General features: G+C 61.2%; 11 protein-coding genes. 2 read left to right on the top strand and 9 right to left on the bottom strand.

What is annotated here, in order from left to right:
* Window positions 1–132: 132 nt before the first annotated feature.
* The 4 genes from BN1115_RS22240 to BN1115_RS10215 all read right to left on the bottom strand — a co-directional run bounded on the left by BN1115_RS22240 (window position 133) and on the right by BN1115_RS10215 (window position 7086).
* Complete coding sequence (locus tag BN1115_RS22240) at window positions 133–732, bottom strand: hypothetical protein (RefSeq protein WP_128821451.1); 600 nt, start codon at window positions 730–732, stop codon at window positions 133–135.
* A 206-nt stretch (window positions 733–938) separates the two neighbouring features.
* A complete protein-coding gene (gene nifJ, locus BN1115_RS10225; RefSeq protein ID WP_042657077.1) occupies window positions 939–4514 on the bottom strand; it encodes a pyruvate:ferredoxin (flavodoxin) oxidoreductase in 3576 nt (1191 codons plus the stop codon).
* Window positions 4511–6157 (bottom strand): NAD(P)-binding protein, encoded by a 1647-nt coding sequence (locus BN1115_RS10220; protein WP_042657076.1) that lies wholly within the window; start codon window positions 6155–6157, stop codon window positions 4511–4513. Before BN1115_RS10220 ends, nifJ begins: the two co-directional genes overlap by 4 nt.
* 176 nt (window positions 6158–6333) lie before the next feature.
* Entirely contained in the window at window positions 6334–7086 is a 753-nt protein-coding gene (locus BN1115_RS10215) for a substrate-binding periplasmic protein (protein WP_042657075.1), read from the bottom strand.
* A gap of 126 nt (window positions 7087–7212) precedes the next feature.
* Here BN1115_RS10215 and BN1115_RS10210 point away from each other — a divergent pair, with 126 nt between their 5' ends.
* Window positions 7213–9015: an MOSC N-terminal beta barrel domain-containing protein gene (locus BN1115_RS10210; protein ID WP_042657074.1), complete on the top strand. Its 1803-nt coding sequence runs from the start codon at window positions 7213–7215 to the stop codon at window positions 9013–9015.
* Window positions 9016–9236: 221 nt separating this feature from the next.
* Window positions 9237–10949: a methyl-accepting chemotaxis protein gene (locus tag BN1115_RS10205; RefSeq protein WP_042657073.1), complete on the top strand. Its 1713-nt coding sequence runs from the start codon at window positions 9237–9239 to the stop codon at window positions 10947–10949.
* A gap of 78 nt (window positions 10950–11027) precedes the next feature.
* Here BN1115_RS10205 and htpX read toward each other — a convergent pair whose 3' ends face one another.
* From htpX to bioB, 5 genes are all read right to left on the bottom strand, one after another.
* Window positions 11028–11900, bottom strand: a complete 873-nt coding sequence (gene htpX / locus BN1115_RS10200; protein ID WP_005337890.1) for a protease HtpX — start codon at window positions 11898–11900, stop codon at window positions 11028–11030.
* 113 nt (window positions 11901–12013) lie between these two features.
* Window positions 12014–12691 (bottom strand): dethiobiotin synthase, encoded by a 678-nt coding sequence (gene bioD / locus BN1115_RS10195; RefSeq protein ID WP_042657072.1) that lies wholly within the window; start codon window positions 12689–12691, stop codon window positions 12014–12016.
* 60 nt (window positions 12692–12751) lie between these two features.
* Window positions 12752–13567, bottom strand: a complete 816-nt coding sequence (gene bioC / locus BN1115_RS10190; protein WP_042657071.1) for a malonyl-ACP O-methyltransferase BioC — start codon at window positions 13565–13567, stop codon at window positions 12752–12754.
* Window positions 13560–14756, bottom strand: coding sequence for an 8-amino-7-oxononanoate synthase (bioF, locus tag BN1115_RS10185; RefSeq protein WP_042657070.1), 1197 nt, complete (start codon window positions 14754–14756; stop codon window positions 13560–13562). The genes bioC and bioF overlap by 8 nt, the downstream gene beginning before the upstream one ends.
* Window positions 14753–15841 carry a biotin synthase BioB gene (bioB, locus tag BN1115_RS10180; RefSeq protein ID WP_042657069.1) on the bottom strand — a complete coding sequence of 363 codons (1089 nt, stop codon included), beginning with the start codon at window positions 15839–15841 and terminating at the stop codon, window positions 14753–14755. Before bioB ends, bioF begins: the two co-directional genes overlap by 4 nt.
* Window positions 15842–15998: the final 157 nt, after the last annotated feature.

Below are 15998 nucleotides of genomic sequence, written 5' to 3'. Positions count from 1 at the left end.
CTATGTGCCCCGCAGCTTACCTGCCACAGTATAAAAGGGAAGCCTCTCTACTGAACTTAAAAAGCCAGTGCCTACTTTTACTTCGTTGTTCAACCTCCCATTAGAGGTTGAATGAAAACGGTCCTAATGCTTTCAATAAAGTACTTGAGGTAACGTTCGGTAAATTGCGGCCAAACCAACAACACCTAAGATTAAAATCAAAGAACACATAATATATGTGACAATAAATCCAATCTCACCCCTCTTAACTCTACACCACTCCAATTTCAATATATCTCCAGCAGGGTTAATTATTTTATCATTCATGGCATCATGATTCGGACATCTATTTTCGTTCAACGCTAACACAGCGTCATCCAGTGACTTTAACAATTCGCAATTCAACTTTTTCAATCTTTTGTCAGAGTCATTCTTGTTAAGTCTTAAATGAATCATAATTTTATTCTGCAACAACAATCCATACGTATCGTAAAACTGCTGATCTAACTCCTTTCTCATGGCTTCCTCATTCTGAGCTCTGCTTCTGTCTCTTTTTTTCTGAAGAAATACACATTTATTAAAGTTGCTAATAAAATTAGAAACTTCAGAGCGTAAATTGTTTATCCAATCCTGTCGAAAATTAGATATTTTTGAATGCTTGGAGTTTAATTGAGAGAAAAAAGCAAACGCAGCAGTAAGCCATGCTGCGGCTAATGCAGCAGTCGCAACATATAGCGTATAAGTGTTTTGCATACCAACCTCTTTTCCAGTCTTTAATTACATAAAACAAAGCCATTAGATTTTATTAAAAGTATCCTGCCCAGCTTCTTCCAACATATCAACACCTTTCTTCACTACACATATTATGATGGTGATCAGATTGCAGAAATAGGCATCCATGACCTGCTAATAAAAAGCGGGCCAATGGCCCGCTTGGTTATATTTCACTCACTTCACCATCACACCGGCGGATGGAAATGGCTGGCTTCGCGGGTGGCCATCTCCTCGTAGGTGGCCCACTTCTGCCACGCCACTTGTTGCGCCACCTGCATCAGCCGTTCGGCCTCCTCCGGATGGCTCTGGGCCAATACCCGATAACGGGTCTCCTCCTGCCGGTATTCAGCGAGGGGGATGGAGGGGCGCAGGCTGTCGAGACTGAAGGGGTTCTGCCCCGATCTGCGTAATACCGGGTTGTAGCGCATCAGCGGCCAGTGACCGGAAGCCACGGCCCGTTTTTGTTGAGTCAAACCAAACTCCATATCGATGCCGTGGGCGATGCAGTGGCTGTAGGCGATGATCAGCGACGGGCCCGGATAGGCCTCCGCCTCACGCAAGGCCTGCAGCGCCTGCTGCGGGTTGGCACCAAAGGCGATGCGGGCAACATAAACGTTGCCGTAGGAGATGGCTTGCAGCGCCACATCCTTCTTGGCCAGCGTCTTGCCTCCCGCCGCGAATTTGGCGACGGCACCGAGCGGGGTCGATTTCGACATCTGGCCGCCAGTGTTGGAGTAGACCTCGGTATCCATCACCAGCACGTTCACATCGCGCCCGGAGGCGAGCACATGATCGAGCCCCGATGAGCCGATGTCATAAGCCCAGCCATCGCCGCCGATGATCCAGACCGAGCGGCGCACCAGTTGATCAATCAAGGAGAGCAGCTCGCGGGCCTTGCCGGACTTCACCTCCTCCAGCCGCTCGCGCACTTGTGCCACCCGGGTGCGCTGGGCGCGGATCTCCGACTCCAGCCGCTGCGGGGCGCTAATCAGGGTATCGACCAGCTCTGCGCCCAGCTCCCCCTTCATCGCCTGCAAGGCCGCCACCGCCTGACCGTGATGCTGATCGGCGGTGAGACGAAAACCAAAGCCGAACTCGGCGTTGTCCTCAAACAGGGAGTTGGACCAGGCCGGCCCCTTCCCTTCCGCGTTCTTGGCCCACGGCGTGGTCGGCAGGTTGCCGCCGTAGATGGAGGAGCAACCGGTGGCGTTGGCCACCAGCATGCGATCGCCAAACAGCTGGGTCAGCAGCTTGAGATAGGGAGTCTCGCCACAACCGGCGCAGGCGCCGGAGAACTCGAACAGGGGTTCGAGGAACTGGGCACCGCGCACCGTGGAGAAATCCACCCGCTCGCGGGCAGGCCAGGGCAGGCTCTCGAACCAGCGCAGCGCCTGTTTCTGGCCAGCCAGATGGGGCGCCTTGTCCATCATGGTGATGGCGCGCTCGCCCTCGTGTTCCTCATCGGCCCCAGCCCGCACCGGACAGGCCTGCACACACTGACCGCAGCCGGTGCAATCTTCCGGATAGAGCTGCAAGGTGTAGCGGCTATCGGGGAAGCCCTTGGCGGTGACGGGCACCGACTGGGCCGCCTCGGGGGCGGTCGCCAGCCAGTCCTGATGGTAGAACTTGGCCCGCAGCGCCGCGTGGGGGCAGACAAAGACGCAGTTGCCGCACTGGATGCAGATATCCGAATGCCAGATCGGGATCTCGCGGGCGATATCCCGCTTCTCGAAGCGGCTGGTGGCCGTGGGGTAAGTGCCATCCACCGGCAGCATGGAGACAGGGATCAGATCGCCGCGCCCCGCCAGCATCTCGCCAGTGACCCGCTGGACAAACTCGCTGCCCCCCGGTGCCAATGGCAGCGGATAGTCGCTGATCTGCTCGTCACCGGCCGGGATCGCCACCTTGCAGAGGTGAGCCAGGGTATCGTCCACCGCCGCGAAGTTGCGCGCCACCACCTCGGGCCCCTTGCGGGCATAACTCTTCTCGATGCTCTCCTTGATCAGCGCAATAGCCTCGTCCCGTGGCAAGACTCCGGCCAGGGCGAAGAAGCAGGTCTGCATAATGGTGTTGATGCGATTGCCCATGCCGTTTTGCTCGGCCACCCGATCCCCATCGATGCAGTAGAGCTGGATATTGAGGGCGCGGATGCGGGCGCGCAGTCGCTCGGGCAGCTGACCCCACACCTTGTCCGCCTCATAGGGGGCATTGAGCAGCAGGGTCGCCCCTTCTGCGGCGTGCTCCAGCAGATCGACCGATTCAACAAAGCCCCACTGGTGGCAGCCGATAAAGCTCGCCTGCTCGATAAGCCAGGGGGCGTCGATGGGCTCGGGGCCAAAGCGCAGGTGGGAGACGGTGCGCGAGCCCGACTTCTTGGAGTCGTAGACAAAGTAGCCCTGGGCGTGGAACCCCTCCAGCTCGCCGATGATCTTGATGCTGTTCTTGTTGGCACCCACCGTGCCGTCGGCACCGAGACCGAAGAAGAGCGCCCGCACCCGGCTGGCGGGCTCCAGATCACCGATGGGATGCCAGGCCAGACTGAGCCCCGACACGTCATCGACAATCCCCACGGTAAAGCGCGGGCGCGGCGCATCGGATGCCAGCTCCTCGAACACGGCCGCACACATGGCGGGGGTGAACTCCTTGGAGGAGAGGCCATAGCGACCACCACTGAGCCAGGGCAGCCGCTTGATAAGGCCGCGCTGCAAACCGTCGATAAGGGCGCTCTGCACATCCAGCAGCAGCGGCTCGCCGCCCGCCCCCGGCTCCTTGGTGCGATCCAGCACCGCCATGCGACGCACGCTCGCGGGCAGCGCATCGAGCAGCGCCTGTACCGGGAAGGGGCGATAGAGGCGCACAACCAAGACCCCGGTCTTGCGATCCTGTTGGTTGAGCCAATCCACAGTGGTGCGGGCGGTAGCCGCCCCCGAGCCCATCAGCACAATGACATCGGTGGCATCGGGCGCGCCGTGATACTCCACCAGCCGGTAGTGTCGGCCGGTCAGCTCGCCGAGGTTGTCCATGCACTGCTGCACCCGCGCCGGTACCGCCTCGTAGAAGGGGTTAACGCTCTCGCGGGACTGGAAATAGGTATCCGGGTTCTGGGCTGTGCCGCGCATCACCGGATGATCCGGGTTGAGCGCCCGCGCACGGTGAGCCCGCACCCAGTCGTTGTCGATAAGGGCGCGAATTTCATCCCGATGCAGGGCAGTGATCTTGTTCACCTCGTGGGAGGTGCGAAAGCCGTCGAAGAAGTGGATAAAGGGCACCCGGCACTGCAGGGTGACGCTGTGGGCAACCAAGGCCAGGTCCTGCGCCTCCTGCACCGAGCCGGAGGCAAGCATGGCAAAGCCGGTGCTGCGCGCCGCCATCACATCCTGATGGTCGCCAAAAATCGACAGCCCCTGCGCCGCCAGCGAACGGGCTGCCACATGGAACACCGCCGAGGTCAATTCACCGGCGATCTTGTACATGTTTGGCAGCATCAGCATCAGCCCCTGACTGGCGGTGAAGGTGGTGGCGAGCGCCCCCGCCTGCAGGGCGCCGTGTACCGTGCCAGCCGCCCCCCCTTCGCTTTGCATCTCCACCACTGTGGGAATGTTGCCCCAAAGGTTGGTCTGCCCCTCCGCCGCCCAGGCATCGGCCAGTTCGGCCATGGTCGAGCTCGGGGTAATGGGGTAGATGGCACACACTTCGCTCAGCTGGTACGCCACCCGGGCCGCAGCTTCGTTGCCGTCGACCATGATCAATTCATGTTTCATTGGGACTCCTCCGGTTGGCGCAGCTCGATGGCGTGACAGGGGCACTGGTCGTGACAGGCACCGCAGCCGGTGCAGCGCTCGGCATCCACCTGATAGCCTTTGCCCGGCCCCAACTTGGCGATGGCCTGTTCGGGGCAACTGCCATAGCAGCCGTCGCACTCGAAGCAGTTGCCGCAGGAGTAGCAGCGCGCCGCCTCGTAACGGGCGGCCACCTCATCCAGCCCGCCGATGATCTCGCCAAAGTCATCCCGCGCCCACGCCGGTTTGACCGGCTGACTGCTGGCTGGGGCGTGGGTCTGGAACCAGAGTTGCAACTGCTCCGGCCCCACCAGCGGGTAGGAGAGCGGCTTGTGGTAGTGGCGACCGCGCAGCCAGGCATCCATATGGCGCGCCGCCTTCTTGCCGTGGCCGGTGGCGATGGTGACGGTGCGCTCGGAGGGCACCATGTCGCCACCGGCAAAGAGACCGGGCACATCCGTCATCAGGTTGCCCGCCACCTGTACCACGCCTTCCTTGTTGACCCGCACGCCGGGAATGCTCTCCAGCACCGAGAGGTCTACCTCCTGACCGAGCGCCAGGATCAGGGAGTCCGCTTCGAGGGTTTCAAACTTGCCGGTGGGCACCGGCTTGCCCTCGGCATCCAGCGCCATCACTTCCACTTCGATGCTGGTGTTGTCGAGCTGGCGAATGCTGCGCAGCCAGTTGATCTTGATCCCCTCCTCTTCGGCCTCGTCGGCTTCAAAGGCGTGGGCGGGCATATGATCCCGGTCGCGGCGGTAGATGATCATCGCCTCTTCCACACCGAGGCGGCGGGCGGTGCGGGCAGCGTCCATGGCGGTGTTGCCGCCGCCATAGATGGCCACCCGCCGTCCCAGTTTGGGGGGCGGCAAGCCCTGCTCTTCGGCCAGGCTGGCCTGCTCGAGGAAACTCACCGCATCAAGGATCTTGCCCACCTCCCGGGCCGGAATATCGACCCGCTTGGCCAGATGGGCACCGATAGCCATAAAGACGGCGTCAAAGCCCCCCCCATCGCGCTCGCGCAGCACATCCTCCACCTTGTGGTTGAGGGTGAGAGTGACACCTGCGGCCACGATGCGGGCCACCTCCCGATCCAGCACATCGCGGGGCAAGCGGTAAGCAGGAATACCAAAGCGCAGCATGCCCCCGGCGAGCGGCCCCGCTTCGCGGATCTCCACCTGATGGCCGAGCCGGTTGAGATGCCAGGCGCAGGAGAGGCCGGAGGGCCCGGCGCCAATGACCAGCACCTTCTTGCCACTGGCAGGGGCAGGCGGTGCAGGCAGCCAGCCATGGACCAGTGCCTCGTCGCCGAGGAAACGCTCGATGGCGTGAATGGAGACGGATTCATCCACCTGACCGCGGTTGCAGGCGCTCTCGCAAGGGTGGTAGCAGACCCGGCCATGAATGGCGGGTAAGGGGTTCTCTTCGATCAGAGTCTGCCAGGCCGCCTCAAAGCGACCGGCCTGCGCCAAAGAGAGCCAGGCCTGAATATTTTCTCCGGCCGGGCAGGCGTGATTGCAGGGTGGCAGGGCCGGCCGCCAAACGGGTAGCCGGGTACGCACCGGGCCTGTTCCCGTTTTCAGGGAGAGATCCGGCAATGGGGTCATGTCCAGTTGTTTGCTCATACATTGCTTTCTTCTTGTTGGGTAACAGGCCCGCTCAGATAGCACTTGATACCGTGTAGCCGAAGCGGACGGTGGCCAGAGAGGGAAGAAGCGAAAGCGTTAGAAACTGGGAACTGAGTCGATAATGGCGGCTTTTTTGTACTGATTAGCGAATCAGGATCAAAAAATGTTGCACTTTATGGTTCATAGAGACCAGAACGTGACTCAAGTAACATCTTCTCCAGCTGACCGCTGGCTTTCAGTTTGGCGAGCCCCCGATTGAAGGTTTGGATCAGCTCGTCAGCATTCTCGCGCTTGCGGCTGATCAGCAGGTGACCTTCGACTTTCATCACGGGTTTTGAATGGGTTGTGAACAGATCGACCGTGCTGGCCGGGTAGAATTGACGCAGGGAGTAGTAACCGACATCGATGTTCTCCAGGGTCAGGTCGGCGCGGCCCGAGAGCAGCAGATCGAAGCTCTGGCGCAGCCGGGTGACGAACTGCACCTGCAGTGGCACCTGTTCGATGGCTGCAAAAAAATCTGCATTGTAGGTATAGCCACTGACCGCAGCCAGCCTGCGTTCTGCCAGATCCCGGTACTCATTCCATTCAAGTGGAACTGACTTGAGATAGAACCAGACATAGGTCTCGCTCAAGATGGGATCGCTGTAGAGATGGCTTTTGCGCCGCTCGCTCGACTCATACCAGTGGACAGTGCCATCCACCACCCCCTCCTCCGACAAGCGAAAGGCCCGCTTCCAGGGCAAAAACTGGAACTTGACGCTCACCCCCTCACTCTTGAATGCCTCGCTCACTATATGGGGGATCAGCCCCTGATATTTCAGCGTCTCGGAGCAGTAGGGCGGATACTCCCCCGTGGTCAGGGTCAGCTCCTGCGCCCAGAGCCCGTGGCAAAAAAGGCTCCCCGCCAGCAACCAGCTCATTTTCATCCCGATGCCCTCTTGTACTGTTTTTCCAACTATAGACTGCCGCCGTGAAAGGATTGCCGGATCGCCACGGAACCGCTATGTTGCCCCCTTCCCGAACGAAAACAGCCACTTCACAAGGATCCGGACATGCCAAGGCTAGCCAGCATTCACCTCTACCCCATCAAATCGACTGCAGGCATGCCACTGGCTCGCGCCCGGGTGACCGAAGAGGGGCTCGCCGGGGATCGCCGCTACATGGTGGTCAAGCCCGACGGCACCTTTATCACCGCCCGCACCCACCCCCAACTGCAACAGGTCGTGGCCACCCCCATCGAAGGCGGTTTGCAACTGCGCTATCCAGGCTTTGAACCGCTCATCCTGCAAGAGGCCGACTTCAGCCGCACCCCGCAAGCTACCGGCGTCTGGAGCGACCGCTTCACCGCCCTGCATACCTACCCCAAAGCCGATGGCTGGCTAAGCCGGGTTGCAGGGGAAACTGTGCAACTACTGTGGCTGGGTGAAACCTCTGATCGTTTTCGTGAAAAGACCGGCACCCGGGTCAGCTTTGCCGACGGTTATCCGCTGCTGCTGATAAGCCAGGCCTCCCTTGAGGATCTCAACCTGCGCTCCGATGCGCTGCACCAGATGAGTCAATTTCGCACCAATCTGGTGGCAAGCGGCACCCGTCCCTTCGAGGAGGATGGCTGGAAGCGGATCCGCATCGGCGAGGTGGAATTTAAGGTGGTCAAGCCCTGCAGCCGCTGCATCATGACCACGGTGGAAGCGGGCACCGATCGGTTCAACGCCCTGAAAGAGCCGCTGGCGACCCTCACCCGCTACCGCCGTGGCGAGGATGGCGAGGTCTACTTCGGCCAGAATCTGGTGGCGCTGAACGAAGGGTGGATTGAGGCGGGCAGCGAGATCGAGGTGCTGGAGACGACACGCCCCCCTGTCTACCCCAACGCCGCACCGAAGAAGCGGGAGCTGGTCTGCGTGGCCCGCGAACCGCTGGCGCGGGATCTGGAGACCTTCTGGTTCGAGGCGGCCGATGGCGAGCCCCTGCCCGACTACCTGCCGGGCCAGCATCTGCCCATCAGTCTCGATATCAAACACGAGCGAGTTCAGCGGCGCTATACCCTGAGCTCCACGCCGGAGCAGCCTGATCGCTGCAGCATCAGCGTCAAGAAGGTGGCGGGGGGCCGCATCTCCCACTGGCTGCACCAGCAGTTGCAGGTGGGTGATCGGCTGCTGGCCGCCAATCCTGCTGGCGAGTTTCACCTTGGCCGCGAGCGCGATCTGCTGTTGCTATCCGCAGGCTCAGGCGTCACCCCCATGCTGGCGATAGCCCGCACCCTGGCGCTGCGCGGGGAGCTGGAAGACGTTCATTTTATGCACCTGTGCCGCAGCGAAGCGGACATTCCCGCCGCCAGCGAACTGCACGCCATGGCGCAGCAAGGGATGACCCTGACCATTATCCTGAGCCAGCCAGACAATCACTGGCAGGGGCTGCAAGGGCGACTCAATGATGAGCATCTGAGACGGGTCAACGGGCTGGCCGCAAAAGAGGTCTTTATCTGCGGCCCCCACGGCTTTATGGCCGATGCCGCCGCCCGAGTCGCCGCCCTCGGCGTACCGGCCGCACGCATCCGCCAGGAGAGTTTTGGCGGCGCCATTCTCTCGGTAGCCCGCCCCCATCAGGCGGTGCAACTGCGCATCGGCGCCCAAGCCTTCACCGGCAACAATCAGGGTACCGTGCTGGATCAGGCCAACAAACAGGGTGTTGAGCTGCCCTGGAGCTGCCGCGCTGGCATCTGCGGCAGTTGCAAGCAGACGCTGGTCTCGGGCGAGGTGGATCACCCCGACGCCCCCGCCATCACCGCCACCGAACGTGCCGAGGGCAAGATCCTCACCTGCTGCGCCGTGCCGCTGACCGATCTGGAGATCTTGTGATCTGGTGATCGGGCCGCGTTAACTCACTCTCACTCAGATGACCGGGGAATTGACCCCGGTCATTTTTTTGCCAATGCCACCGCCCGGTTTCTGCTTATTTCCGTTCATCGTCCTCGGAGCAAGCTTTCCCTTCCTATAATCACAGAGCAAAAAGCCTTGCCAGCCATTGACTTGGCAATGCGCCACAAGACGCTCCCTGATGAGAATAAGGACGCTCCACCATGGAACAGAACAAGCCCGCCTTTCAGCTCAACCTGCTGCTATCCGTCATTACCCTGATCCTGCTGTCACTGGTATTTTTCGCCTACAGCTGGGCGGGGAAACAGCTGGAAGAGAGCTATCGGCAACAATATGTCTCCTACCTGCTGGCCGATGAGCTGCGCCAATCCTCCGATGATCTGACCCGACTCGGTCGTACCTACGTCATCACCAAGGATCCCGCCTACGAGCAGCAGTACATGCGGATCCTGGCCATTCGCAACGGCGAGCAACCGAGGCCGGAAGGCTACAACCGTATCTACTGGGACTTTGTCGCCGCCAACGGTCAGAATCCACGACCCGATAGCAACCAGCGCCGCGGCCTGATCGACCTGATGAAGGATGCCGGTTTTACCGACGGGGAGCTCGCCAAACTAAACGAAGCCAAAAACAACTCGGATGCACTGGTCAACACCGAAGTGGCCGCCTTCAAGCTGGTGCAACAGACCGAGGGCGATCTCGCCGCCAATCAGCAACAGGCCATCGCCATGATGCATGACAAGGCCTACCACCAGAACAAGGGACGCATCATGTCCCCCATCGATGACTTTTACGTGATGATGGAGCAGCGCAACCAGGAGGCGGTCGAGAGCGCCATCGCCAATACCGATATGTTGCGCTATCTCTTTATCGCCCTCGGTCTGGTGTTGATGTTCTTCCTCTGGCGCACCTATCGCTCCCTGCTCGATCTGGTGGGCACCTCGGTCGAACAGCTCAAGACCGATCTCCATCTGCTGGCGGAAGGAGACTTCTCGCGCCCCATCAAGGTGCCGCAAGGCTCGAAAGAGAGCCTGATCGGCCTGCTCGGCGGTATGCAGACCACCCTCAAAGGGATTATCGCCAAGGTCTCCCACTCCACCGAAGAGTTGTCCGACTCTGCCGACAGCATCGCCCAGATCGCCGAACAGACAGCCCAGTTCGCCACCTCCCAGCAGACCAGTACCCAGACCATGGCCGCTGCCATCGAGGAGCTGGTGGTGAGCATCAGCCACCTCTCCGACAATGCCACCCATGCCGACGAGCTGAGCAAGGTCTCCGCCAATACCCTGGAGGAGGGATCCGGCGTTATCAAGGAGACCCTCGGCAGCATCGAGAACATCTCCACCACGGTAGGGGAAGCGGCCAGCACCATCTCCGAACTCAACGGTCATACCCAGCAGATTTCGGAGATCATCGGGGTGATCCGCGGCATTGCCGATCAGACCAACCTGCTGGCGCTCAACGCCGCCATCGAGGCGGCGCGGGCGGGTGAACAAGGGCGCGGCTTTGCGGTGGTGGCCGACGAGGTGCGCAATCTGGCCAGTCGCTCGGCGGCGTCAACCCAGCAGATCACCGGGATGATCAGCAAGATCCAGAGCGGGGCGGATGCCTCCATCCGCAGCATGGAGAACACGGTCAACAACGTCTCTCGCGGGGTCACGCTGGCCAACCAGACCGGCGAGGCAATCGCCAGTATCCAGAGTCACGCCTCCAACCTCACCGGCCTGATGGGGGAGATCAGCCACACCCTGCGCGAGCAGTCCACCGCCGCCAACGAGGTGGTCTCCACCGTCGGCAACATCACCTCTCTCTCCGAGCAATCGGGGGATGCCGCCCGCCACGTGTCGCAAGAGGCGGCCAAGCTCAAGCAGCTGTCGCGGGTGCTGCGCCAGGAGATGGGGCACTTCAAACTTTAAGAAACGCTGCAAAGCAAAACGGCTGCCCAAAGGCAGCCGTTTTTTTATTCAGGGTTATCCCCTGTCATCCAGCATCTATCAACCACGCAGGGCGGCGATGCGCTGCTCGATGGGCGGGTGGCTCATGAACAGCTCGCTCATGGAGCGCTTGCCGTTGATGCCAAAGGCCATCATGGAGCCTTCCAGCTGCGGCTCGGCACCGCGGGAGAGGCGCTCAAGGGCGGCAATCATCTTGTCACGACCGGCCAGCTTGGCGGCACCGGCATCGGCACGGAATTCGCGCTGACGGCTGAACCACATGACGATGATGGAGGCCAGAATACCAAACAGCATCTCCAGCACAAACACGGTGATCATGTAGGCAAAACCGCCGGTGCTGCTGCTCTCTTCCTCGTTGTTGGAGCTGAAGAAGTTGCTGATGACGCCAGCCACGATGCGGGCGAAGAACATCACGAAGGTGTTCACCACCCCCTGGATCAGGGTCAGGGTCACCATGTCGCCGTTGGCCACGTGGCTCACTTCGTGGGCCAGCACCGCTTCCGCCTCGTCACGGCTCATGCTGTAGAGCAGACCGGAGGAGACAGCCACCAGCGAATCATCGCGGCGGGCACCGGTTGCAAAGGCGTTCATCTCGGGCGAGTCGTAGATCCCCACTTCCGGCATCTTGATACCCGCTTCGCGGGCCTGACGAGCCACAGTGCTCACCAGCCAGTGCTCGGTCTCGTTACGGGGTTGCTCGATGACCTGGACGCCATAGCTGCGCTTGGCCATCCACTTGGACATCAGCAAGGAGATAAAGGAACCCCCAAAACCGAACACGGCACAGAACACCAACAGCCCGGAAATGCTGGACTTGTTGATCCCCAGAACCGAGAACAGGATATTGAGTACCACCCCCAGCACCAGCATGACGGCCAGGTTGGTCACCAGGAATAGCATAATTCGCTTCATATAGACTCCTTGTGAAGATAAAGGACATGACCGGGGACCACTCGGGATCCCCACCTGATCATGTTAATGTCGACATTCTAGGGAGATTCGATGAATGTTCGCTGAATATGCCGTCACAGTAGCGGCGAGATATCGATACGCCCCTGCAAATTGGCTTCAAGCGGATTGTTTATAAACGGAATTTCACCGAGGAAGGGGGCTGGCAGCAGGCCCCTCAGGGTGTCCAGATTTTCCTGATAATGACTCATGGAACCATGGAGCCGATTAATTACCCAGCCCGCCACCGGCAGCTGATCGTTGCGAATGGCGGCAAAGGTGAGCAGCGCATGGTTGAGGCAACCCAGCTTGGCCCCCACCACCATGATCACCGCCATGTTCTCCTGCTTGACCCAGTCCGACAGCAAATGCTTGCGATCGAGCGGCAGATACCAGCCCCCCGCCCCCTCCACCACCGTGATCTCGGCGCCAGCCTGCTCTATCTTGCGCAGCCCATCGCTCAACCCCTCCAGGGTGATGGGCTGACGCGCCTCGCTGGCGGCGATGTGGGGCGCAATCGGCGGCTCGTAGGCAAACGGATTGACCACCTCGTAGGGCAGCGGCAGGCTCGCTGCCTCCTGCAACAGGACGGCATCGAGGTTGCGCAACCCGTCCGGAGTGCGGGCACACCCCGCCGAGATCGGCTTGTAGCCTGCGCACTTGATCCCCTGTGCGCTGAATTCGCGCAGCAGGGTGCGCGCCACCAGCGTCTTGCCCACATCGGTATCGGTGCCGGTGATAAAGAATGATTTCATACGGTTCTCTCCTTGGCAGGGAGTGGCACACTGCCCTGCACATACTGCGATTCCCGGCGCTCAGCGAGGCTTGCTGAGACGACCGAGGCACACCCGATAACTGGCGACCAGCCTGCCGTCGGGCTGGCGAAACGCCTCATACGCCTGAGCCAGCTGCTGCAATCTGGCGCGACCGCTCAGACCGGCCGAGGCGGTGCCCCCCTGATTGTCGTTGACCTGATTGGCCCCGATCCCCTTGAGATCGCGCAACATCTGCGGCAATTCAAGATAGGCGAGATCCCAGGTGACACACCGCAACTCGGGAGAGGCTACCCCGGCGGCGGCGAGCGCCTGCTCCAATTGTGGCAGGCTGAGGAAGCGATTGACATGGGCGCGACCATCAAGCTGCTGCCAGGCGGCTCGCAACTGCCAGAGCGACTCATCAAGCAGGGTCGAGAAAAAGATCTGGCCGCCCGGTTTGACCACCCGCAGCAGCTCGCCGAAGGCGTGGGCCGGACGTTCGCACCACTGCAACGCCAGACTGGAGAAGACCCAGTCGAACGCGTTATCGGCGAAAGGAAGCTGCTCCGCATCACCGCAGAGCAGGCGAGCACCGCTGTCACGCAAGGCGGCCTGCGCCAGCATGCCGGGGGCGAGATCCAGCCCCACCAGCTGGTGACAACGGTTCGCCAGTTGGGGCAAGAAAAAACCGGTGCCGCAGCCCAGATCCAGCCCGCTCACCGTCAGATCAGTGCCAACCGGCCTGTCCAGCATCCATTCCAGCAGCGCCTGACCCACCTCCTGCTGAAAGCGGGCGTGAGCATCGTAATGACGGGCGGCGGCGCCGAAACGGCGAGCAAGCTGCGCCTTGTCCACCAACTGGAAGCGCTCATCCATGGTGAATGCCCTCCGCAGTAGCCCTGCCCGAACAGGGGCCAAGGGCATCGAGCAGGCGATCCACATCCTGTTCGCGGTGAGCCGCGCTCAGGGTAATGCGCAGCCGCGCCGTACCGACCGGCACCGTGGGCGGGCGAATGGCGCTCACCCAGACGCCGCGATCCCGCAGCCGTTCGGCCAGTTGCAGCGCCGCACTGCTCTCTCCCACCAGCAGCGGCTGGATCGGGGTGTCGCTCGCACCGAGTTGCCAACCCAGCCCCTCTGCTCCCTGCCGAAAGCGGGCGATCAGCTGACCAAGATGAGCACGAGCATCATCGGCGGCACGCACCAGTTCGATACTCTTGCTGACTGCGCACGCCTGCGCGGCGGGCATATGGGTGCTGTAGACATAGTGGCGGGCGAAGTTGACCAGATACTCCACCAGCTCGCGGCTGCCGCCGACAAAGGCACCGGCGACGCCGAGCGCCTTGCCAAAGGTGCCCATCTGGATGTGTATGCTGGCCGGATCTACTCCCTGCGCAGCCAGCGTGCCGCGCCCCTCGGGCCCCAGCACGCCGAGGCCGTGGGCATCGTCGATCATCAGCCAGTTGCCGCTTTGGGCGGCGAGTGTTGCGAGCTCGCGCCAGGGAGCCTGATCCCCATCCATGCTGAACACACCTTCAGAGACAATCAGCCCGCGATTCGGCTCAAGCTGCCGCTCAAGGGCCGCCATGTCGTTGTGGCCGAAGCGCTTCATCTTGCAGGGCAGCTGGCTGCCCATCTCCTGCAGGGAGGCGTGGTTGAGTTTGTCCTGCCACAGCAGATGCTCCTTGCCGAGCAGTGCCTTGAGCACCGCCTGATTGGCGGAAAAGCCGCAGTTGAACAGCAGCACCGACTCCACCCCCAGCCACTCGGCCAGGGTCTCTTCCAGCTGTTGATGGGCACGGCTATAACCGGTCACCAGCGGCGAAGCGCCGGAGCCCGTGCCATAACGCTCAATCCCCTCCTTGAAAGCGGCCTTGATGGCAGGGTGATCCGCCAGCCCCAGATAGTCGTTGGCGGAAAAATTGAGGTAGTCGCGCCCCGCTACCCTGAGTCGCCCGCCACTCGCCCCGTCGGTCGCGATGCGGGTACGCAGCAGGCCGACCTGCTCGCGCCCGTCCAGCGCCGCGCCCAATGCAAAGGGGCCTGTGACTGCAGGGCCAGTCATGACCGCACGGCCCCGGCACGGGGGCGGGTGGCGTCATAAAACATCTCGGCAGGTTCGCTCTGGCGACTAACCTCGGCCAGCAGCTCCTCTTCTTGGACCTGATCCGGCTTCTGGGCGCGCTGGGCAGGGCGAATGCCGAGTCGCTTGAACAGCTGCATGTCGCTGTTCTCATCCGGGTTTGGCGTGGTCAGCAGCTTGCAGCCGTAGAAGATGGAGTTGGCGCCCGCCATAAAGCACATCGCCTGCATCTGCTCGTTCATCTTCTCCCGCCCGGCGGAGAGGCGTACATGGGAGGCAGGCATCATGATCCGCGCTACCGCGATGGTGCGGATAAATTCGAACGGGTCGAGGCTCTCTTCGTTTTCCAGCGGCGTCCCCTTCACCTTGACCAGCATGTTGATGGGCACGCTCTCGGGGTGACGGGGCAAGTTGGCGAGCGCCATCAAGAGGCCTGCCCGATCCTTGGCCTGTTCGCCCATGCCGACGATGCCGCCGGAGCAGACCTTCATGCCGGCGCCGCGCACATGCTCCAGCGTATCGAGCCGATCCTGATAGGTGCGGGTGGAGATGATCTCGCCATAGAACTCCGGCGAGGTGTCGAGGTTGTGGTTGTAGTAATCGAGCCCCGCAGCGCCCAGACGCGCCGCCTGATCGGCAGTGAGCATCCCCAGGGTCATGCAGGTCTCCATCCCCAGCCCGCGCACCTCTTCAATCATCCGGATGATGTAGGGCATGTCTTTTTCTTTGGGGTTGCGCCAGGCGGCCCCCATGCAGAAACGGGACGAGCCGTTGGCCTTGGCTTCGCGAGCCCGCTCCAGCACTTTTTCCACCTCCATCAGCCGCTCGGCCTCAAGGCCGGTATGGTAGCGGGCACTCTGGGGGCAATATTTGCAATCTTCCGGGCAGGCGCCGGTCTTGATGGAGAGCAAAGTGCTCACTTGCACTTCGTTCGGGTCGAAATGAGCGCGATGGACAGTCTGGGCCTGGAACAGCAGATCGTTGAACGGCAGGGCAAACAGGGCCTGAACCTCGGCGAGGGTCCAGTCATGACGAAGGGCGTGACCGCCCGCGGTGAGAGCATTCATACATGGCTTCCGGTTGTTATTAGTGGGATCCTGCGCCCGCCATCCCGGGATGGGCGACCACAAAACCCGCCGCCGGGCCTGCGCGCTCATGGTGATGCGCAGTGCCAAGTGGCTGAAATTGTTGGCTAGTGTAGAGAGCACGCGTAGACTGTCAACA

This window comes from Aeromonas allosaccharophila, from assembly GCF_000819685.1.
GTDB classification, from domain to species: domain Bacteria; phylum Pseudomonadota; class Gammaproteobacteria; order Enterobacterales; family Aeromonadaceae; genus Aeromonas; species Aeromonas allosaccharophila.
Note: the sequence above shows the minus strand (reverse complement) of the source record. Positions and strands in the feature narration are given on the sequence as shown.